General features: G+C 69.5%; 21 protein-coding genes. 10 read left to right on the top strand and 11 right to left on the bottom strand.

Features of this window, described 5'->3' with window-relative positions:
- Positions 1–80: 80 nt before the first annotated feature.
- A complete protein-coding gene (locus tag WJM96_RS10435) occupies positions 81–1016 on the bottom strand; it encodes a tripartite tricarboxylate transporter substrate binding protein (RefSeq protein ID WP_424812424.1) in 936 nt (311 codons plus the stop codon).
- Positions 1017–1250: 234 nt separating this feature from the next.
- On the opposite strand from WJM96_RS10435, the gene WJM96_RS10430 reads away from it, so the two are divergent.
- Positions 1251–2120 (top strand): hypothetical protein, encoded by an 870-nt coding sequence (locus tag WJM96_RS10430; RefSeq protein ID WP_424812423.1) that lies wholly within the window; start codon positions 1251–1253, stop codon positions 2118–2120.
- A gap of 240 nt (positions 2121–2360) precedes the next feature.
- Here the strand turns inward: WJM96_RS10430 and WJM96_RS10425 are convergent, their stop codons facing one another.
- From WJM96_RS10425 to WJM96_RS10405, 5 genes are all read right to left on the bottom strand, one after another.
- A complete protein-coding gene (locus tag WJM96_RS10425; RefSeq protein WP_424812422.1) occupies positions 2361–3236 on the bottom strand; it encodes a carbohydrate ABC transporter permease in 876 nt (291 codons plus the stop codon).
- Positions 3237–3452: 216 nt separating this feature from the next.
- Positions 3453–4409, bottom strand: a complete 957-nt coding sequence (locus tag WJM96_RS10420) for a carbohydrate ABC transporter permease (protein WP_424812421.1) — start codon at positions 4407–4409, stop codon at positions 3453–3455.
- A gap of 63 nt (positions 4410–4472) precedes the next feature.
- Positions 4473–5801 (bottom strand): ABC transporter substrate-binding protein, encoded by a 1329-nt coding sequence (locus WJM96_RS10415; RefSeq protein ID WP_424812420.1) that lies wholly within the window; start codon positions 5799–5801, stop codon positions 4473–4475.
- A gap of 36 nt (positions 5802–5837) precedes the next feature.
- A complete protein-coding gene (locus WJM96_RS10410; RefSeq protein WP_424812419.1) occupies positions 5838–6884 on the bottom strand; it encodes an ABC transporter ATP-binding protein in 1047 nt (348 codons plus the stop codon).
- Positions 6884–8539, bottom strand: a complete 1656-nt coding sequence (locus WJM96_RS10405) for a thiamine pyrophosphate-requiring protein (RefSeq protein ID WP_424812418.1) — start codon at positions 8537–8539, stop codon at positions 6884–6886. Before WJM96_RS10405 ends, WJM96_RS10410 begins: the two co-directional genes overlap by 1 nt.
- Positions 8540–8634: 95 nt before the next feature.
- Here WJM96_RS10405 and WJM96_RS10400 point away from each other — a divergent pair, with 95 nt between their 5' ends.
- Genes WJM96_RS10400 through phnX form a run of 4 tightly spaced genes read left to right on the top strand, consistent with a single transcriptional unit; the run spans position 8635 to position 12123 of the window.
- Positions 8635–8829, top strand: coding sequence for a hypothetical protein (locus WJM96_RS10400; RefSeq protein WP_424812417.1), 195 nt, complete (start codon positions 8635–8637; stop codon positions 8827–8829).
- The gene (locus tag WJM96_RS10395; RefSeq protein WP_424812416.1) at positions 8826–10202 is read left to right on the top strand and encodes an amidase; all 1377 of its coding nucleotides are present in this window, start codon (positions 8826–8828) and stop codon (positions 10200–10202) included. Before WJM96_RS10400 ends, WJM96_RS10395 begins: the two co-directional genes overlap by 4 nt.
- Positions 10203–10204: 2 nt before the next feature.
- The gene (locus tag WJM96_RS10390) at positions 10205–11323 is read left to right on the top strand and encodes a TIGR03364 family FAD-dependent oxidoreductase (protein WP_424812415.1); all 1119 of its coding nucleotides are present in this window, start codon (positions 10205–10207) and stop codon (positions 11321–11323) included.
- Positions 11320–12123, top strand: a complete 804-nt coding sequence (gene phnX, locus WJM96_RS10385) for a phosphonoacetaldehyde hydrolase (protein WP_424812414.1) — start codon at positions 11320–11322, stop codon at positions 12121–12123. The genes WJM96_RS10390 and phnX overlap by 4 nt, the downstream gene beginning before the upstream one ends.
- Before the next feature lie 49 nt (positions 12124–12172).
- Here the strand turns inward: phnX and WJM96_RS10380 are convergent, their stop codons facing one another.
- The 4 genes from WJM96_RS10380 to queA are packed head-to-tail and all read right to left on the bottom strand — an operon-like array spanning position 12173 to position 15786.
- Positions 12173–13177 (bottom strand): NAD-dependent epimerase/dehydratase family protein, encoded by a 1005-nt coding sequence (locus WJM96_RS10380; protein ID WP_424812413.1) that lies wholly within the window; start codon positions 13175–13177, stop codon positions 12173–12175.
- A complete protein-coding gene (gene queF, locus WJM96_RS10375) occupies positions 13149–13616 on the bottom strand; it encodes a preQ(1) synthase (RefSeq protein WP_424812412.1) in 468 nt (155 codons plus the stop codon). Before queF ends, WJM96_RS10380 begins: the two co-directional genes overlap by 29 nt.
- Positions 13613–14731, bottom strand: coding sequence for a tRNA guanosine(34) transglycosylase Tgt (tgt, locus tag WJM96_RS10370; protein ID WP_424812411.1), 1119 nt, complete (start codon positions 14729–14731; stop codon positions 13613–13615). Before tgt ends, queF begins: the two co-directional genes overlap by 4 nt.
- Positions 14728–15786: a tRNA preQ1(34) S-adenosylmethionine ribosyltransferase-isomerase QueA gene (queA, locus tag WJM96_RS10365; RefSeq protein ID WP_424812410.1), complete on the bottom strand. Its 1059-nt coding sequence runs from the start codon at positions 15784–15786 to the stop codon at positions 14728–14730. Before queA ends, tgt begins: the two co-directional genes overlap by 4 nt.
- 126 nt (positions 15787–15912) lie before the next feature.
- Between queA and WJM96_RS10360 the strand changes: the two genes are divergently transcribed.
- The 5 genes from WJM96_RS10360 to bcp all read left to right on the top strand — a co-directional run bounded on the left by WJM96_RS10360 (position 15913) and on the right by bcp (position 19222).
- Positions 15913–16335, top strand: a complete 423-nt coding sequence (locus WJM96_RS10360; RefSeq protein WP_424812409.1) for a globin domain-containing protein — start codon at positions 15913–15915, stop codon at positions 16333–16335.
- A gap of 93 nt (positions 16336–16428) precedes the next feature.
- A complete protein-coding gene (locus WJM96_RS10355) occupies positions 16429–17652 on the top strand; it encodes an MFS transporter (RefSeq protein WP_424812408.1) in 1224 nt (407 codons plus the stop codon).
- Between the two features lie 32 nt (positions 17653–17684).
- Positions 17685–18125 carry a hypothetical protein gene (locus WJM96_RS10350; RefSeq protein ID WP_424812407.1) on the top strand — a complete coding sequence of 147 codons (441 nt, stop codon included), beginning with the start codon at positions 17685–17687 and terminating at the stop codon, positions 18123–18125.
- Positions 18126–18128: 3 nt separating this feature from the next.
- On the top strand, positions 18129–18764 hold the full coding sequence (locus WJM96_RS10345) for an arylsulfatase (RefSeq protein WP_424812406.1): 636 nt from the start codon (positions 18129–18131) through the stop codon (positions 18762–18764).
- A complete protein-coding gene (gene bcp, locus WJM96_RS10340; RefSeq protein WP_424812405.1) occupies positions 18761–19222 on the top strand; it encodes a thioredoxin-dependent thiol peroxidase in 462 nt (153 codons plus the stop codon). The genes WJM96_RS10345 and bcp overlap by 4 nt, the downstream gene beginning before the upstream one ends.
- Here the strand turns inward: bcp and WJM96_RS10335 are convergent.
- A complete protein-coding gene (locus WJM96_RS10335) occupies positions 19219–20241 on the bottom strand; it encodes an amino acid ABC transporter substrate-binding protein (RefSeq protein ID WP_424812404.1) in 1023 nt (340 codons plus the stop codon). The two genes, bcp and WJM96_RS10335, sit on opposite strands and share 4 nt — an antisense overlap.
- Between the last annotated feature and the right edge of the window lie 41 nt (positions 20242–20282).

The following is a 20282-nucleotide window of genomic DNA, read 5'->3' as shown; positions in this document are numbered from 1 at the left end:
CCCGCAGCCTCGCCGCGACGGGCCGATCAGTCAACCGGTCGGTCGGGAGGTCAGGTCGCGCCTACGTCAAGCCCCGGGAATCAGCCGAGATTGAGCCGGCGCGCCAGTTCCCGGTAGAGCGCGATCTGCGCCACGACATAGTCCCGCGCTTCCTCGCCGCCGGTCACGCGGGGCACGCTGCCGAGGGCGCGCGTGGTCCGGAGCCATCCCGGATCATCCCCCACGGCCAGAAGCACGCGGCCCCAGAAAGCACGGCTTTCCTCCGAGAGGCGCGCCGGCGCGGCCAGCGCGCTCCATCCCGAGATCGCGGACATCTCGGGCAGCCGGGCCTCGGTCGCCGTGGGCACGCCGGGAAGTTCGGGCAGCCGCGCGCCGGTCGCGACGAAAAGCGCCCGTACCTGGCGCTGCCGGATCGCGCCGATCATGTCGCCGAGATTGTTGCCGACGAACTGCACCTGGCTGCCGAGCAGGGCCAGCAGCGCATCGCCGCCGCCACGAAACGGCACGGCCTGCGCCGCGTCGATCGGCAGGCCCGCGCTCGAGAGCATGTGGCGGATGCCGAGATCGAGCACCGTCGCGGGTCCGCTGGTGGCGAAGTTCATCTCTCCGGGCTTGTCGCGGATCGCGGCCAGCAGCGCATCGAGATCGCGCCACGGCGCATCGGCGCGCACGCAGACGACGTAGGGATTTTCCTCGAGCAGCCCGATCCAGGTGAAGTCGTCCACCGAATAGGGGGTGCGCGCGTCGGTCGCGGGCAGGATCGCCGAGGAACCGACGCGGGCGAGCAGCAGCGTGTGCCCATCGGGCTGCGCGCGCGCCACGAACTGCGTGCCTACCGCGCCGGATGCGCCAGTGCGGTTATCGACGACGATCGCGGAGCTGGCCGTGGCCATGTGGCGGGGCGCGTGCTGCGCGAAATTCCGTGCGGCCAGGTCCGCCGCGCCACCCGCCGAAAACGGTACGACGAGCGTCACGGCGCGCGGGGGCGTTTCCGCGATGGAAGCCGTCGGCCACATTCCTGCCGCAACCGTGAGCATCCTGCGCCGCGTGATCATCGCGACCTCCATCGCCGCCATCCGGCCATCATCGGCCTGCGGGGGGAACCCTCCATGCCAGGGCAGGGTTGCCTATGACATTCACGCCATGCTACCGCGTGTTGCATGTTGACCGAGATTGGCCTGACGGGGAGGGCATCGCCTGTCCCCGCGCCCCGGCACAACCGCCTGGCCCACGCTGCCGGAAAATCCGGCATGCGGCGGCTCCGCCGGCGGATGGGGCTTCGGCGTCTGGCCTTCAGCGCACTCACGGCTTGTTTCCTGAGCGCCGCCAGCTTCCTGACGCCCAGCCTGTCCTGGGCTGCCGACACGCGCCCGGCCGCCACGCAGCAGCGGCGTGCCGCCCCGGCTCCCGTCCGGGCCAGCACGCCGGCCCAGCCGCGCCGCGCGACGGCTTCCGCCCGGACGAGCCGCAGCGGGAACGGCCGCCAGCACGTCGCCCACCGTTCCTCCGCAGGGCGCGAGCCGCGCCTGCGCGATAGCTCGCAGGACCTCATCCCCGTCCTGTCGCAGGACATGCGGGCCAGCCTGCCCTCCGATCCCCGGGCCGCCTGCCTGGCCGCGACCCGGCGTGCCGAGGAAATCCACGGTCTGCCGCGCGGACTGCTGACCGCCATCGCGCTGGCTGAGAGCGGGCTTCACGCCTACGCGCTGTCCATCGGGGGCCGCGCCCACTTCCCGCAGACGGAAGAGGCCGCGCGGGCCCTGTACACCTCGGCGCCCTCGGGCCGCAGCATCATGGCCGGTTGCGTGCAGGTGAATGCCCGCGTTCATGCGCGCAACTCCACCTGGCCGCTCGACCCCATGGCCTCGGCCGACTGGGCCGGCGGCATGATGGCGCGCTGGGCCGCCGAGACCGGAAGCTGGCCGGAGGCGCTGCGGCGCTGGCACGGTGGCAGCCCGGCCTCTACCCAGCGCCTTGTCTGCCGCGTGCGGGCGAAGATGGAAGTGACCAACCCGGACAGCACGCTGTTCGACAGCTACAGCTGCAATGACAACCTCGCCGAGCGCACGCGCCGCAACGGGGCGGCGCATCTGGCCACGGCGCAGCGCCAGACCTACTGATCCCCGGCCCGAAGAGCATGCTGCCGCGCGGATCGCGGATGTCGAAGTCGCGCCTTCGGTAAGGCCGACCAGCCAGAGGCACTGCAACCGAAGCTCCATGCGATACAACTTCCGCGTGTATCGTATCCACATCGTTAACAATGATGCAAATGGCTCTTGCGCCTCGGTGGCCCGGCCACGGCGCGGGCCGCGGGTGCCGTAGCCTCGCCGCGAGATCGCTCACGGCGAGGCCGTTCGGCGTTATTCCTTCACCGCGCCGGTCAGGCTGCTGACGTAGTAGTCCACGAAGAAGGAGTAGAAGATCGCGACCGGCAGAGAGCCCATCAGCGAGCCCGCCATCAGCGCGCCCCACTGGTAGACATCGCCCGTCACCAGCTCTGTCAGGATCGCGACCGGAACCGTCTTGTTCTCGCTGCTCTGGATGAAGGCGAGGGCATAGATGAACTCGTTCCAGCTCAGCGTGAAGGAGAAGATGCCCGCGCTGATCAGACCCGGAACCGCCAGCGGCAGCGTGATCTGCCGCAGGATCTGCAGGCGCGTCGCGCCGTCGATCAGCGCGCATTCCTCAAGCTCATAAGGAATCGACTTGAAGTAGCCGATCAGCAGCCAGGTGCAGAAAGGCACCAGGAAGGTCGGGTAGACCAGCACCAGCGCGAAGGGGCTGTCGAAGAGGCCGAGCTGCACCACCATCGTCGCCAGCGGGATGAACAGGATCGACGGCGGCACCAGATAGGCCAGGTAGATCGCGAGCCCCACATACTGGCTGCCCCTGAACCGCAGCCGCTGGATCGCGTAGGCCGCCAGCGTGCTGGAGAACAGCGAGAGCGTCGTGGCCCCGATCGAGACCAGCATCGTGGTCGTCAGCCAGTGCGGATAGGACGTCTCGAAGAGCAGCTTGCGGATGTGCTGCAAGGTCGGCGACGAAATCCAGAAAGGGTTGTGCGTGGAGAAGTCGTACAGCTCCGCATCCGGTTTGAAGGCCGTCACCGTCATCCAATAGAACGGGAACAGCAGGATCAGCAGGAAACAGGCGAGCGGGATCCAGAGGACCACCATCCGCCGCGCCCGGCTGTCCCAATGCATCGTCTCCGGGGCAGCCGTGGAGGCATTGCTCATGGTGTGATCCTCGCTGAGTGGGGCGCGTGAATGGGAAGGGCGCGATGCAGGGGGCCTTGCCCCCCGCGCCCCCCATCAAAGGCCGAGAGGCCGTTGGAAACCGATTGTGGGGAAGTGGAAGAGAGGCAACGCGCCACCGAGGGGCGATGAGCTTGCGCCGTGCCCCTCGCGTGGTCCTGGCCAATTGCGCACCCCACCTCGCCGGGGCTCTCGCCGTCAGTCATTGCCTTCTCCCTGCTGCCACTTGCGGCGGGCGAGGGCGAAGTAGCTGAAGAGCGTCGCGAAGATGAGGAAGGGGATCATCGACACCGCAATGGCCGCGCCTTCGCCCAGCTGTCCGCCGGGAATGCCGCGCTGGAAGGCGAGGGTGGCGAGAAGGTGGGTGGAGTTCACCGGCCCGCCGCGCGTGATGGCGTAGACGAGCTGGAAGTCCGTGAAGGTGAAGATGATCGAGAAGGTCATCACGATGGCAAGGATGGGCAGCAGCATCGGGAAGGTGATGAAGCGGAAGCGCTGCCAGGAGGAGGCGCCGTCGAGCAGCGCGGCCTCGTAGAGCGAGGGCGAGATGGTCTGCAGGCCCGCGAGCAGCGAGATGGCGACGAAGGGGATGCCGCGCCAGATATTCGCCGCGATGAGCGAGAAGCGCGCCGGCCATTCGCTGCCGAGGAAGTTGATGTTCGTCTCGCGCCAGCCGAGCACGTCCACGAAGATGTAGCTGATGATCGAGAATTGCGGGTCGTAGATCCACCAGAAGGCGATGGCGGAAAGAACGGTCGGCACGATCCAGGGCAGCAGGATGATGGCGCGCAGGAAGGACTTGAAGGGCATGTGCTGGTTGAGCAGCAGGGCGAGCCACAGCCCTAGCCCGAATTTTCCGACGGTCGCCAGCGCCGTGTAGAAGACGCTGAAGAAGACGGCGTTCCAGAAGATCGGGTCCGTGAAGAGGAACTCGAAGTTCTCGAAGCCGACATAGTAGCCGGTGCGGCCGATCGTGGTGTCCGTGAAGGCCAGCCAGATGCCGAGGCCGAGCGGGTATGTCAGGAAGACCGTGAGCAAGCCGACGGCCGGCAACAGGCAGGCGATGATCAGCACGGCCTTGTTGTCGAACGTGCGCGCGAACCAGTTCGGTTCCTGCCGCATCTTGGACCAGTGAAGGGTGGTGGTGGCGTCCATCTCGGCGCTCCGCGGAAGTCGTTCCCGCGCGGCAGGGGTTGCCGCGCGGGTCAGAGGAGTGAGTTAGCGCCGGCGGAAGAATCGCGCGGCGCGGCGTTCGGCTTCGCGTGCCGCGGCTTCCGGCGTGGCCTGGCCGGAGGCGACGGAGGCGCACATCTGCACCATCACGTAGTCCGCATTCGCGGCCGCCGAGCCCTCGGTGATCGGGCCGGCGTAGCCATTCCAGAAGCCGCTATCCATCGTGTCGCGGAAGATCGCGACCTTGGGATCGCTGCTCCAGACGGCGCTGTTGCCATAGGCGTTCAGCGGCTGCGCCCAGTAGCCGAGGTTGGCCTGCAGCCAGGGGTCGTACTGCTCCGTCTCCAGCAGGAACTGCAGCAGTGCCTTGGCGGCGTTCGGGTAGCGGCTGTGCTTGAACACCATGGCGTTCAGCGTGAGCCCCGCCATCGGCGAGGTGCTGGCCAGGCCCTTGGGCAGCAGCGTGTGCTCGGTGTCATCGGCGATCGGACGCGTGGCCGGATCGTTCTTCAGCGAGAAGTAGAGCGAGACGCCGTTCGCCGTGAGGAAGAGCTCGTTCGACGCGTAGGCGCGGTTGTTGCTGATGTCGTTCCACGCGATCGTGCCGGGGATGAAGGTCGGGTAGAGTTCCTTCAGGTAGTTCAGCGCGGCGATGGTCTCGCGGCTGTTGATGCCCGGGGAACCGTCCTCGTTCACGAGCTTGCCGCCGAAGGACCAGACCAGCCAGTTCGCGAAGCCGTTGCCGTCGCCGACTGCATTGCCGAGCGCGAAGCCGGCCGGCTTGTTCTTGGCCTTCAGTGCCTGGCAGAGGCGCAGGTAGCTGGCATGATCCTCCGGCGGCTTCTCGAAGCCGGCCTCGTTGATCGCCGACTTCCGCCAGACCAGCGGGCCGCCGGAGGCGCCGAAGGGCAGGCCGATCCAGTTGTTGGTGCCGTGCCGCTTGCCGTAGCGCTGCGCCAGCGTCTTCCAGCCGCCGTATTTGGTGCCGATGTACTCGGCGACGTCGGTGAGCTCCACGAGCTTGTCGGCATAGACGTGCGGTGCGTCACCGAAGCCGATGATCATGTCGGGGCCGGCGCCGGTGTTGCCGGTGACGGCGGTCTGCTGGTTGATGTCCTCCCAGCCCACGAAGTCCACGCGGACCTGGACGCCGGTCTGCTGGGTGAAGCGCGCGCAGTTCGCGCGGAACACCTCCTCGTCGGGCTGCACGAAGCGCACGGGGCGGAGCATGCGCAACGTGGCGCCGCTCTCGATGGGCAGGCGCGGCGCGGTGGCCGGCTGGGTGGGGATGTTGCTCTGCGCGAAGGCCTTGCCGGCGAGCATCGTCGCGGCACCTAGGCCCGCGAGTTCGCGGCGCTTGATGAGGTATGCCATTTTTTCTTTGTCCTCCCTGTATTCTTGTTAGGCCGGCTACATGCGTTGACCGGTCCCCTTGTCGAAGAGATGGGCCTGCGCGGCCTGTGGCATGACGGGCATGGTGTCGCCCGGCTTGGCGGAGATGCGCTCGCGGAAGACGCCGTTCACCAGCGTCTCGCCGATCCGCATCGCGACCTGCGTCTCGCTGCCCATGGGCTCGACGAGCTGCACGCGGGCCGGCATGCCGTCGCCGGCGAGGCGGAAATGCTCCGGCCGGATGCCGTAGATTGCCGCGCCGTCCCGACGGGCCTGGTCGCCGAGCGGCCAGCTGGTGCCGTCGGGCGTGACGAAGGCGCCGCCGCGGATCTCGCCGTCCAGCAGGTTCATCGCGGGGCTGCCGATGAAGCCCGCGACGAAGGTATTGGCCGGCCTGTCGTAGAGCTCCAGCGGCGGTCCTGCCTGCCGGATGTGGCCGAGCTCCATGACCACGATCTTGTCGGCCATGGTCATGGCCTCGATCTGGTCATGCGTCACATAGACGGTGGTGACGCGCAGGCGCTGGTGCAGTTCCTTGATCTCGGAGCGCATCTGCACGCGCAGCTTGGCGTCGAGGTTGGACAGCGGCTCGTCGAAGAGGAAGACCTGCGGGTCGCGCACGATGGCCCGGCCCATGGCGACGCGCTGGCGCTGGCCGCCCGAGAGCTGGCGCGGATAGCGGTCCAGCAGCTGCTCGAGGCCGAGGATCTTCGCGGCGCGCGTCACCTCCGTCTGCATGACGTCCTTCGAGGCCTTCGCCAGCTTCATGGAGAAGGCCATGTTGTCGAAGACGGTCATGTGCGGATAGAGCGCGTAGTTCTGGAACACCATGGCGATGTCCCGGTCCTTCGGGGGCACGGTGTTCACCACCCGCCCGCCGATGGCGATTTCCCCGCCCGTGATGTTCTCCAGCCCCGCCAGCATGCGCAGCAAGGTGGACTTGCCGCAGCCCGAGGGGCCGACGAGGACGACGAACTCGCCATCCTCGATATCGACGGAGACGCCGTGGAGCACGGCGACGGAGCCGAAGGCCTTGCGGACCTGGCGGATCTCGACGGTCGCCATCAGAGCCTCGACACCTGGGTTTCCTTGGAGGTGATGAACTCCAGCAGAACCGGAATCCCCTCCTTGGTCTTCTGGATGCCGCGCTGGATGGCGGGGATGATGTCCTCCGGCTTCTCCACGCGCTCCCCATAGCCGCCGAAGGCGCGGGCCATCGCGGCGTAGTCGCCGCTGATGTCCGTCGTGCGGAACTTCTCCGTGCTGAGCTTCATGATCTTCAGCTCGATCGCCATGGAGAAGTTGTTGAGCAGGATCGACATGATGGGGATGCGTTCTCGCACCGCCGTCTCGAAATCCATGCCGGTGAAACCGATGGCCGCATCGCCCCAGACATTGATGCAGAGCTTGTCGGGCGCCGCGAGCTTGGCGCCCATGGCGAGTCCGAGGCCGTAGCCCAGCTGCGTCGTCTTCCCCCAGCCGAGATAGGAGAGCGGCGTGCGCGAGATCCAGAAGGGCGAGAGCTGGTCGCGCGGCGAGCCGGCGTCGTGGGTGATGATGGTGTTGTCCACATCCACCGTGCGCCACAGGTCGCGCAACACACGATAGGGGTTGAGCGGCGCGTCGTTGCTGTCGCGCTTGGGCGCCCATTCGGCGAGCCAGGGCGCGCGCACGGCCTCGATCTCGTCCTGCACGGGCTTGTGCGGGCGCGGCTGCTTGATCATGCCCTTGAGCTCGGCCAGCAGGGCGTCCAGCACCAGGGCGGCATCGCCGACGAGGCCGATGTCGCAGGGCTGGTCCTTCTCCAGATGGTCCGGATCGAGCGTCGAATGGATGATCTTCGGACCCCCATCCTTCGTCCGGGGCGGCATCTTCACGCCGAAATTCGTCTCGGTGAAGGAACAGCCGATGCCGAAGATCACGTCGGCATTGTCGAGGAAGTGCCGCACAGGCTTCGGAATGGCGAGGCCGCCCGAGCCGAGTGCCAGCGGATGATCCTCGGGGAAGCTGGACTTGCCGCCGAGGCTCGAGGTCACGGCCGCGGCCAGCAGCTCGGCGAGCTCCTTCAGCTGCGGCCAGGCCTTGGCCCAATGCACGCCCGTGCCGGCGTAGATGACCGGGCGGCGTGCGTTGGCCAGCATCTCGGCCGCGCGCTTCACGTCGAGCGGATCGGGGCCGGAGCGCGTGGCGACGACGGGCGTGTAGCTCCAGTCGGCCGGCATCTCCTCGTTGAACATGTCGGTCGGGATCTCGACCACCACCGGCCCGCCGCGGCCGTTCCGCAGGCGCGCGAAGGCGCGGCGCATGATGTTCGGCACCTCCGCCGCGCTCATGATCGGCTCGGCGGACTTGGTGATGCCGCGCATCTGGACCGAGCTGTTGTAGTTCGGCGGGATGTGGGCGATGCGGCGCGGATAGCCCATGGGCAGCACCAGCACCGGGATGCTCTCGCCGAAGCACTGCGCCACGCCGCCATAGGCGTTTTCGGCGCCCGGCCCGTGCTGCATGCAGAAGGCGCCCAGTTGCTTGGCGCTGGTGACGCGGCTGATCGCATCGGCCATGTGGAGGCCGATGCGCTCCTGGCGCACCATCACCGGGCGGATGTCGATCGCCGCGCAATGCTCGATGAGGTGGTTCACCGGATAGCCGGTGAGCACCTCGATGCCCTCGCGCTTCATGATCTCCGCGATCGCGTCGCCTACTTTCATGCCGCCTGTCACTCCCGGGAATTTTTGTTGCCGGGAGGCTAGCCCCCGCTTTGCATCGGCCGCAAGCGTGGCACTCTCTTTTTATCCACCCTTGCTGAGGACGTTTCATGGCCGAACCGCTTTCGCCCGAAGAGTTCGCGCGCCGCCTTGCCGCGATCGGCGTCTCGCTGCCTCCGGAGGAGGTCGAGGAGATCCGCAAGGTCCAGCCGAAAATCGCGGAGATGCTGGAACTGCTGCGGTCCCCGTCGCCCACGCTGACGGCGGAGCCGGCCTTCACCTTCGCGGTGGGAGCTGCCGAATGATCCCGACCATCAAGGCGGCCGCGGCGCTTATCGCTGCTAAGAAGATCTCGCCCGTCGAGCTCGCGCAGCAGCATCTGGATCGAATCGCCGCGCGCAACGGCGAGCTGAACGCCTTCATCCTGGTGACGCCCGAGCGCGCGCTGGAAGACGCCCGCGCGGCCGAGGCGCGGCAGATGGCGGGCACGCTGAAGGGCACGCTCGACGGCATCCCCATCGCGCACAAGGACATCTACGAGACCGCCGGCATCGCCACGACCGCGCATTCCGCCCAGCTGAAGGACCACGTGCCGGAGAAGGACGCCTTCACCGTCACCAAGTGGCGCGAGGCCGGCGTGACGCTGCTGGGCAAGCTCGCCACCCATGAATTCGCCTTCGGCGGGCCGAGCTTCGACCTGCCCTGGCCGCCCGCCCGCAACCCCTGGGACACGACGCGCTTCACTTCGGGCTCCTCTTCCGGCACAGGCTCGGCCGTCGCGGCCGGGTTGGCGCTGGGCGCCACGGGCTCGGACACTGGCGGCTCCATCCGCGGGCCGGCGGCGCTCTGCGGCCTCGCGGGCATCAAGCCGACCTACGGGCTCTGCTCGCGCAGCGGCATCCTGCCGCTGGCGCAGACGCTGGACCATGCGGGGCCCTTGGCCTGGACCGCCGAGGATTGCGCCATCCTGCTGGAGGCCATGGCCGGGCACGACCCCGCGGACCCCGGCAGCGCAGACCGCCCCGCGCCGCGCTTCGACCTGAACCAGGATCTGCGCGGGCGCCGCGTCGGCGTGATCCGCCACTTCCACGAGAAGGAGCATCAGGTCTCCGCCGCGACGCTCAAGGGCATCGAGGAGAGTGCGGCGATCCTCCGCAAGCTCGGCGCCATCGTCGAGGACGTGACGGTGCCGAGCCTGCACGAGTTCAACGCCGTCGGCTGGGTCATCCTCTCCGCCGAGGCCTACGCCATCCATGAGAGCTGGATGCGCGAGCGGCCGATGAAGTACGGCCAGTTCCTGCGGCTGCGGCTGGCGCTGGGCGGGCTGCTCACCTCGGCCGACTACCTCCAGGCCCAGCGCAAGCGGCGCGACCTGGTGGCCCGCATGGCGGCGGCGACGGCGGGCTACGACCTGCTGCTGACGGCGGCCGCGACGGGCGAGGCGCCGCCCATCGACAACTTCCCGCGCTGGGTGAGCCTGGACAAGCCGAGCCTCGCCTTCCCGGGCAACGTCACCGGTTGGCCGGCCATGACCGTCTGCACCGGCCTCGGCGAGGGCGGGCTGCCGGTGGCGGCGCAGCTGATCGGCAAGCCCTGGCAGGACGGGCTGGTGCTGGCCGCCGGCCACGCGCTGGAGCGCGAGAACGGCGCGCGCGCCCGGCGCCCGCCCGGCGTTTGAGCGTGGAGACCGCTTACGACCTGATCGTCGTCGGCCACGGCATCGTCGGCCTCGCGCATGCCCTGCCGGCGGCGCGGGCCGGGCTGCGCGTGGCGGTGGTGGATCGCGACGCCCAGCCCAACGGCGCCTCGATCCGCAATTTCGGCTTCGTCACCGTGACGGGGCAGGGCGCGCCGCACACCTGGCGCCGCGCCCGCCGCGCGCGCGACATCTGGGCCGGGGTGTGCGAGGAGGCGGGCATCCCCGTCCTTCAGCGTGGCCTTCTGATGGCCGCGCGCCGCCCGGAGGCGCTGGCGGTCATCGAGGAATTCGCGGCCGGCCCGATGGGCGAGGGCTGCCGCATCCTGAAGCCGGGCGAGATCCCGGCGCCGCTGGTCCCTGGCCTGCTGGGCGCGCTGCATTCGCCGCATGAGCTCCGCGTGGAGAGCCGCGAGGCGCTGCCCCGCCTGCGCAACTGGCTGGCCGAGCGGCACGGCGTGGCCCTGCTGCCGCGCGTGGCCGCCCTGACCGTCGAGACAGGCCGCGTCATCACGCCCGGCTTCACGCTGACGGCGCCGCACATCGTGGTCTGCCCGGGGACGGACATCGTCTCCCTCTTCCCGCAGAGCTTCGCCGCGCGCGGCGTCACGCTCTCCAAGCTGCACATGCTGCGGCTGGCCGCACCCGGCTGGACGCTGCCCGCGCCAGTGATGAGCGACCTCGGCCTGCATCGCTACCGCGGCTATCACGGCGCGCCTTCGCTGCCCGCCCTGCGCGAACGGCTGCGGGCGGAGCAGGGGGACGCGCTGGACAACGGCGTGCACCTGATCGTGGTGCAGAGCGCCGATGGCAGCCTCGTGGTCGGCGACAGCCACCACTATGCCGACACGCCGGACCCTTTCCAGCCCGAGCATGTGGACGCATTGATCCTCGACGAGTTCGCGAAGGTGCTCGGCCCGCCGCCGCCCACCATTGACCGCTGGATCGGCATCTACCCCTCGGGCGAGGACGATGCCTTCTTCGAGGCGCCTTGCCCCGGCGTGCGCCTCGTCTCCGTCACCTCGGGAACGGGGGCCTCGACGGCATTCGGGCTGGCGGAGGAAGTTCTGACTGACCTCATGGGTATGGAGTTCCCCGCATGATCCGCGCCGTCATTCTCGACTGGGCCGGCACCGTGGTCGATTTCGGCAGCCGCGCGCCGATGGCGGCCTTCCAGGAGGCCTTTCGCCGGCTTGGGGTCGAGATCAGCATCGACGACGCGCGCGGCCCCATGGGCATGGCCAAGCGCGACCACATCCGCCTCGTCGGCTCCGCGCCGCACACCAACGCGGCCTGGAAGGCGAGGCACGGCCATGACTTCGGCGAGGCCGATATCGACGCGATCTTCGAGGTCTTCGAGCCGCTGAACGTCGCGGCTGTCGAGAAGCCCGAGCATTCCTCGCTGATCGCGGGGGCCAATGCCTCGCTCGACTGGTGCGCGGGGCGCGGCATCCGCATCGGCTCCACCACCGGCTACACGCGGCCCATCATGCAGCGCCTGGCGCCGCTGGCCGCAAAGCAGGGCTTCGCGCCGGAGGTGATGGTCTGCGCGGGCGATCTGGCCGCGGGCCGCCCCGCGCCGCTGCAGATGTGGTGGGCCATGGCCACCATGGGCATCTGGCCCGCGAGCGAGGTGGTGAAGTTCGACGACACGCCGCCGGGCATCGGCGAGGCGCGCAACGCCGGCGCCTGGGCCGTGGGCTTCGCGCTCTCGGGCAATATCGCTGGGCTCTCGGAGGCCGAGATGGCGCAGGCCAGCGAGGATCAGAAGGCCGAGATGCGCGAGCGCGCGACGGTGCAGCTCATCGAGGCCGGGGCGCATCTGGTGGTGGATTCCATCGCCGACCTGCCGATGGCGATCGCCGATATCGAGGCCCGGATGGCGGAGGGTGAATCCCCGTAAGCCGAGCGGCTGATCCACCGCTCCGGCATTCGCCTCGGCGGATCAGACGCTAGCCGAAATACGCCCGCCACCAGCGCACGAAATGGCCGAGGCCCGTGCGCAGGTCGGTGGTCGGCCGCCAGCCGAAGTCGCGCTCCATGGCGGAGACATCGGCGAAGGTGCCCGGCACGTCGCCCGGCTGCATGGGCATGAGCACGCGTTCGGCCTTCACGCCCAGCAGCTCCTCCAGCGTCTCGACGAGGCCCAGCAGCGGCTCGGGCCGGCTGTTGCCGATATTGTAGGTGCGATGCGTGCGCGGCGGCGGCGCATGGTCCAGCGCGGCCATGATGCCGGCCACGATGTCGTCCACGAAGGTGAAATCCCGCATCATCCGCCCCTCGTTGAAGAGGCGGATCGGGCGCCTGGCCAGCATGGCGTCCGTGAAGAGCCAATAGGCCATGTCGGGCCGGCCCCAGGGCCCATAGACGGTGAAGAAGCGCAGCCCCGTCTGCGGGATGCCGTAGAGGTCCGTGTAGGACTTGCTCATCATCTCGCCCGCGAGCTTGGTCGCGGCGTAGAGCGAGGCGGGCCGCTCGGCGCGGTCGGTCTCGCGGAAGGGCTCGGTGCTTTCGCGGGAGCCGTAGACCGAGCTGGTGGAGGCGTAGAGCAGGTGGCGGATCCGCCCTTCGCTCCGCCGCACGGCCTCCAGGATGGCGAGGTGGCCGGTGACGTTGGCGGCGGTATAGGCGAAGGGCGCCTCCAGCGACCAGCGCACGCCCGCCTGGGCGCCGAGATGCACCACGCGGTCGATCTCCGGCCGGGCGGCGACCAGCGCCATCACGCCGTCGGTGTCCGAGAGGTCCAGCTTGTGGAACTCGAAGCTGCCCTTGGAGGTGAGCGCCGCGAGCCGCGCCTCCTTCAGCTTCGGGTCGTAATAGGGGTTGAGGTTGTCCAGCCCCACCACATCCTCGCCGCGCGCCAGCAGGGCCTGGCAGAGATGGGCGCCGATGAACCCGGCCGCGCCGGTGACGAGGATGCGGCCCATCTCAGCCGCGGCCCCGGTAGCCGGGGACATCCTGCGGCGGGATCCAGACGCCCTCGGGCGGCGCGCCGGTCTGGTAGAAGACATCGATCGGGATGCCGCCGCGCGGATACCAGTAGCCGCCGATGCGCAGCCAGGCCGGGTCCAGCGTGTCCACCAGCCGCCGCGCGATATCCACCGTGCAGGCCTCGTGGAAGGAGCCGTGGTTGCGGAAGCTGCCGAGGTAGAGCTTCAGGCTCTTGCTCTCCACGATCCACTCTCGCGGCACGTAGTCGATGACGAGATGCGCGAAATCGGGCTGGCCCGTCAGCGGGCAGAGCGAGGTGAATTCCGGCGCGGCGAAGCGGATGCAGTAGGCGAGGGCGGGATGCGGGTTGGGCACGCGCTCGAGCTTCGCCTCGTCCGGGCTCGCGGGCAGCGCGGTGGCGGCGCCGAGCTGCGTCAGGCCGCTGGTGTCGGTGATGCTGCTCATGCCTCGTCCCCCTGGTGCCACCCGGCCTCGATCGCCTCGGCCTCTTCCTCGAAATTCCCGGCCAGGATGGCGGCGCGCATCCTGGCCATCAGGTCCTGGTAATACTGGATATTGTGCCAGGTCAGCAGGATGGGCCCGAGCATCTCGTCGCATTTCAGCAGGTGATGCAGATAGGCCCGGCTGTGGCTGCGGCAGGCCGGGCAGGTGCAGCCCTCGTCCAGCGGCCGCAGGTCCTCGGCATGCTTGGCGTTGCGCAGGTTGAGCTGGCCGCGCGAGGTATAGGCGCGCCCCATCCGGCCGGAGCGGGTCGGGATCACGCAGTCGAACATGTCGACGCCCCGCCGCACGGCGCCCAGGAGGTCCGCGGGCTTGCCCACGCCCATGAGGTAGCGCGGATGGGTCTCGGGCAGCATGGGGACGGTGAAGTCGAGGGTGGCGAACATCGCCTCCTGGCCCTCGCCGACGGCCAGGCCGCCGATGGCGTAGCCCTCGAAGCCGATCCCGGTCAGCGCCGCGCTGCTCTCCGCGCGGAGGTCCTCAAAGGTGCTGCCCTGGACGATGCCGAAGAGGCCGTGGCCCGGTCTTTCCTCGAAGCAGGCGCGGCAGCGCGCGGCCCAGCGCATGGAGAGGCGCATGGACTTCGCCGCCTCCTCATGCGTGGCGGGAAAGGGGGTGCATTCGTCGAAGCACATGGTGACGTCGGCGCCCAGCAGCCGCTGGATCTCGACGCTGCGCTCGGGCGTCAGGCGGTGCTTGGAGCCGTCCACATGCGACTGGAAGGTGACGCCGTCCTCGTCCATCTTCCGGAGGCCGGAGAGGCTCATCACCTGGAAGCCGCCGGAATCCGTCAGGATCGGCCCGTGCCAGTCCATCATCCGGTGCAGCCCGCCGAGCCTCGCCACGCGCTCGGCACCCGGCCGCAGCATCAGGTGGTAGGTGTTGCCCAGAACCATGCGCGCGCCGGTGGAGCGCACGGCATCGGCCGTCATGGCCTTCACCGTGCCGGCGGTGCCGACCGGCATGAAGACGGGCGTCGGCACCTCGCCATGGGCGGTGTGCAGCACGCCGGCGCGGGCGCGCCCGGCGCTCGCGTGGTGCTTCCAGTGCAGGGTCATGCCGCCTCCTCGCGGAAGAGCAGCGAGGAATCGCCGTAGGAGAAGAAGCGGTAGCCCTCGGCCACCGCATGGGCGTAGGCGCGCCGCATGGTGCCGACCCCCGCGAAGGCGGAGACCAGCATCAGCAGCGTCGAGCGTGGCAGGTGGAAATTGGTCATCAGCATGTCGGCGGCGCGGAAGGGGAAGCCGGGCAGGATGTAGATATTGGTCAGGCCCGAGAACACCGGGATCGGCGCGGTGCGGTCATGCACGTCGCGGGCAGCGGTCTCCAACAGCCGCAGCGCCGTAGTGCCGCAGCAGAGCACGCGGCGGCCCTCGGCGCGGGCCCGGTTGATGGTGGCGGCGGCCTCGGCGCCGAGCTCGCACCATTCGTGGTGCATGACGTGGCGGCTGGGGTCCTCCTCGCGCACGGGCAGGAAGGTGCCGGCGCCGACATGCAGCGTCACGGTGGCGCGCTCCACCCCCCGGGCATCCAGCGCGGCCAGAAGCTCCGGCGTGAAGTGAAGGCTGGCGGTGGGGGCGGCGACGGCGCCGGGGCGGGCGGCGAAGACGGTCTGGTAGTCGGCGCGGTCCTCGCCGCGCGGGGCCTCTCGCTGGATATAGGGGGGCAGGGGCAGCTCGCCGGCCTGCTCCAGCGCGGCCTCCAGCCGGGCTGGGTCCGCGCCGAAATCGAGGCGCGCGCTGCCGCCCTCGAACTTCTCCAGCACCCGGGCGGTGAGGTCAGCGCCCTCGATCGCGACCTCGTCGCCCACGCGCAGGCGGCGCGCGTTGCGGATGAGCGCATGCCAGCTGCCGTCGCCCTCGGCGCGGTTCAGCATGATCTCGATCCGTGCCTCGCCGCGCCGGGCGCGCAGGCGGGCGGGGATGACGCGGGTGTCGTTCACCACCATCACGTCGCCCGGCTGCAGCAGGGAGGGGAGGTCACGCACCCCGCGATCCTCGAGCGTCCCGCCGCGCACGACCAGCATCCGCGCCGCGTCGCGCGGGCGGATGGGGGCCTGGGCGATCAGTGCCTCGGGCAGCTCGAAGTCGAAATCGGCGGTGGAAAGGGCCATGCGCGGCGGGCCTAGCCGCTGCCGGGGCCCAAGGCAACGCGACAGACACGACAAAGCCGGACCCGTCGCGCGATGGAATCGCGACCGACGCAGGACAGAGTCCCATACGGCGAAGGAGAGACAGCGATGACCCCCAGGAACTGCGAACTAATCCGCAACAGCTTCCCCAAGCTGGCTGGGGTGGCAGCCCCCGCCGCCGCGCTCTTCTTCCGCCGCCTTTTCGCCATCGATCCGACCGCGCGCCGCCTCTTCGCCGCGACGGATCTGGAGGCCCAGGGCGCCCGCCTCATGGCGACGCTCGGCTTCGTGGTGGGGAGCATCGACCGGCCGGACCGGCTGCGTCCCGCCATCCGGGCGCTCGCCGCCCGCCACGCCTCGCGCGGGGTGCGGCCGGACCACTACCTGGCCGTGGGCGAGGCCCTGCTCTGGACGCTGGAGCGCGGGCTCGGTCCGGATTTCGACGCCGACCTCCGCGTGGCCTGGACCGACGCCTACCTGATGCTCGTCTCCATGCTCACCGAGCACAGCGCCTACCCGATGGCGGCCTGAGCTACGCGCAGGACGCTGGCCTCGCCATGCGTCACGCGCATTTGTGCGGCGCGAACCCCTCATGTGAGGCTCATGCTGGGTAAGGAGACCTCCATGTCAGGGACATCTCGTGCAGCCACGGTCCTGCTCGCCTGCGCCGTGATGGCGGCGGCCCTGGCCATGGGGCTGCGTCAGAGCTTCGGCCTGTTCCTCGCGCCGATGACCCAGGCGCTGGGCTGGAGCACCTCGGGCTTCGCGCTCGCCATCGCCTTCCAGGTGCTGCTCAACGGCTTCTCCCAGCCCGTGGCGGGCCAGCTGGCGGACCGTTTCGGCGGCCGCGTGGTGGTGATGGGGGGCGCCGTGCTCTACGCCCTCGGCATCCTGGGCATGTCGCTGAGCCAGGGGCTCGGCCTCTTCACCTTCTTCGCGGGGATCGTGATGGGCGTGGCGGTCTCGGCCGCCGGCATGCCGGTCATCAGCGCGTCCCTGACCCGCATGCTGCCGGAGAACATGCGCGGCCGCGCGGTCGGCCTCGCCACCGCCGGCTCCAGCTTCGGGCAGTTCCTTGTGGTGCCTCTGAGCCAGCTCGGCATCAATCTCTTCGGCTGGCAGGGCGCGCTGTTCTTCATGGCGGGCGCGGCGCTGCTGATGCTGCCGCTGGCCATTCCGCTCGGCGGCAGGATGGCCGCGCCGAAGCCCGGGACGGTGGAGCAGACGGCGGGCGAGGCCCTGCGCTCCGCGCTCTCCTCGCCCAGCTTCTGGTGCCTCTTCTTCGGCTTCTTCGTGTGCGGGGTGCATGTAAGCTTCCTCGCCGTCCACCTGCCGGGCTTCGTCGCGAGCTGCCATCTGCCGGCCTCGGTCGGCGCGGCGTCCATCGCGCTGATCGGCCTGTTCAACGTGGTGGGCTCGCTCGGCGCGGGCGAGCTGTCCCAGCGCTGGAAGCGCCGGGAGCTGCTGGTGGCCATCTACGCCCTGCGCGGCGTGCTGATGGCCATCTTCCTCTTCGCCGAGAAGACGACCGCCAATGTCCTGATCTTCTCGGCCTGCATGGGCGTGCTGTGGCTGTCCACCGTGCCGCCCACGGTGGCGCTCTGCGCACGCAACTGGGGCACGCGCTGGCTTGCGACCATCTTCGGGCTGGTCTTCCTCGGGCACCAGCTGGGTGGCTTCGCGGGCGCCTTCCTGGGCGGCTACACCTTCGACCTGACCGGCAGCTACGACCTGATGTGGAGCATCAGCATCTTCGCCGCCGCCTTCGCCGCCTTCATCCACATTCCCATCAAGGACGGCATCCCGGCGAGGCCGGGCCTGACGAGCCCGGTCCGGCGCGCTACATAGGGGGGAGTAACCCCCTGCGGAGACGCCTGTTGATGCTGCGCCGTCGTTCCCTTCTGCCTGTCGTGGGCGGCCTGCTGGCCAGCCCGGCCGTGATCGCCCGTGCCCAGGCCCCCGCCCGGCAGGGGCCGCCCCATGAGTGGATGTTCGGGAGCTGGACCGGCGGCATCTTCCCCGCCGTCGAGACCGAGGGCCCGGGCTGCTTCGGCAATGTCTCGCTGATCGTGACGCGCGACGTGATCATGCGCGTCTCCAGCCTCGACATCTCCTTCCGTCAGCGGGCGATCGAGACGGTGGCGCTGATTCCGAACGGGCTGGAGTTCCGCCTGGTGCCGGTGCAGGGCCGCATTCCCGAGATCGGCTTCGGCTGCGACAACAACCCGAACCTGCTCCGCGTCCAGCGCCGCAGCGACGACGAGGTGGTCCTGCCCAACTGCGTCGAGTTCCCGAGCGCGCTGCGCCGCTGCAAGGGCTGATACATGGCACGCATCACGCTGATCCACGCCCTCCGGCACTCGCCGCCGCCGATCGAGGCCGCCTTCGCGCGCCTCTGGCCCGGCAATACGCTGATGAACCTGATGGACGACAGCCTCTCGGCCGACCTCGCGCGCGAGGGCAGGCTGACGCCGGGCATGACCGACCGCTTCCGCACCCTGGGCGACTACGCGGCGGGGACGGGCTCGGCCGCGATCCTCTTCACCTGCTCGGCCTTCGGGCCCTGCATCGAGGCCGTGGCGGCCGACCATGCCGCCATGCCGGTGCTCAAGCCCAACGAGGCGATGATCGAGGAGATCGTCGCCTCCGGCGCGAAGCGCATCGGGCTGCTGGCGACCTTCGCGGGCACGCTGACCTCCATGCCGCCGGAATTCCCGCCCGGAATCGAGGTCGTACCCTGCCTGGCCGAGGGCGCGCTCGCCGCGCTGGATGCGGGCGACGTCGCGACGCATGACCGGCTGGCCGTGGAGGAATCGCTGAAGCTGAAGGATTGCGATGCCATCGCGCTCGGCCAGTTCAGCCTGGCGCATGTGGCGCCGATGGCGGCGGACGCGACGGGCCGGCCCGTCTTCACGACGCCCGACAGCGCGGTCCGCAAGCTGAAGCGGATGCTCGGATGATCGAGGTCGGCGGCAAGGCTCCGGGCTTCGACCTGGAGGCCTCGGGCGGACGGCGCGTGACCGCGGCCTCGCTCAAGGGCAAGCCCTACCTGCTGTACTTCTACCCGAAGGCCAGCACGCCCGGCTGCACCACCCAGGCCTGCGGCATCCAGGAGGCGCTGCCGGCGCTGGGCAAGACGGGGCTGACCGTGATCGGCGTGAGCCCCGACGAAATCCCGAAGATCGAGAAGTTCGCGAAGAAGTACGGGCTCGAATTCCCCCTCGCGAGCGACCCGGAGCACCAGCTCGCCGAGGCCTATGGCACCTGGGTCGAGAAGCGGTTCATGGGCCGCCGCTACATGGGCTTCGAGCGCTCCAGCTTTCTCATCGGCGCAGATGGCAAGGTGAAGGCCATCTGGCGCAAGGTGAAGCCGGAGGCGCATGCGGCCCAGGTTCTGGAAGCGGCGAAAAACCTCTAGCGGATCGGCGGCACGTACATCAGCCCGCCGCGGTTCCACAGGTTGTTCACGCCGCGCTGCAGCCCGATGGGCGTGTTGGGCCCCAGGTTGCGCTCGTAGATCTCGCCGTAGTTCCCCAGCGCCTTGATGATGTTGTAGGCCCAGCGGCGGTCCAGCCCCATCATCGGCCCATGCTCGCCCGACGTGCCCAGCAGGCGCCGCACGGCGGGGAGCTGGCTGTTCAGCATCTCGTCCACATTGGCCTGGGTAATGCCGAGCTCCTCCGCCTCGACCAGCGCGTAGAAGGACCAGCGGACGATATCGAGCCACTGGTCGTCGCCATGCCGTACGGCGAGGCCCAGCGGCTCCTTGCTGATGCGCTCCTCCAGCACGATGTGGTCGGCCGGGTTGGCGAGGGCGCTGCGGATGGCGGCGAGCTGGCTCGCATCCGTGGAATAGGCGTCGCAGCGGCCCGAGGCATAGGCGTTGCGCGCCTCGTCAGCGCGTTCGAACACCACGGGCCGGTACTGGAGGTTGTTGGCCCGCGCCCAGTCCGCGACATTGAGCTCGCTGGTCGAGCCCGCCGTGGTGCAGATCGCCGCCCCCGCGAGATCGCGCGAACTCGTGATGTTGGCCGATCGCCGCACGAGGAAGGATTGCCCGTCGTAGAAGTTGATGGCGGCGAAGTTGAGCGCGTTCGCCGTGTCGCGCGAATGCGACCAGGTGAAGGTGCTGGTGACAATGTCCACGGCGCCTGTCTGGACCGAGGTCGGTCGCTGGCCGCCGGCGACAGGGACGAAGCGCGTGCGGCTCGCATCGCCGAAGACCGCGGCGGCAACGGCGCGGCAGGTGTCGGGATCGAGCCCGCGATAGACGCCCTGGCTATCCGGCGCGCCGAAGCCCGGCGTGCCGGGGCTGACCGCGCAATCGACCGTGCCCTTGGCCCGCACAGCGGTGAGGGTAGGGCCAGCCTGGACCTGGGCCATGGCGGCGCCGGGAAGAAGAAGCAGACCGGCCAGGAGGGGAAGGCGAAAACGCATCCGTGCAACCTCGTTTCTTCTGAAGCCGCAACAGCCTGCGG

This window comes from Roseococcus sp. YIM B11640 (assembly GCF_049727625.1).
Classification (GTDB): Bacteria; Pseudomonadota; Alphaproteobacteria; order Acetobacterales; family Acetobacteraceae; genus Roseococcus.
The sequence above is the reverse complement of the archived record's forward strand: the minus strand, read 5'-3'. Positions and strand labels throughout refer to the sequence as shown.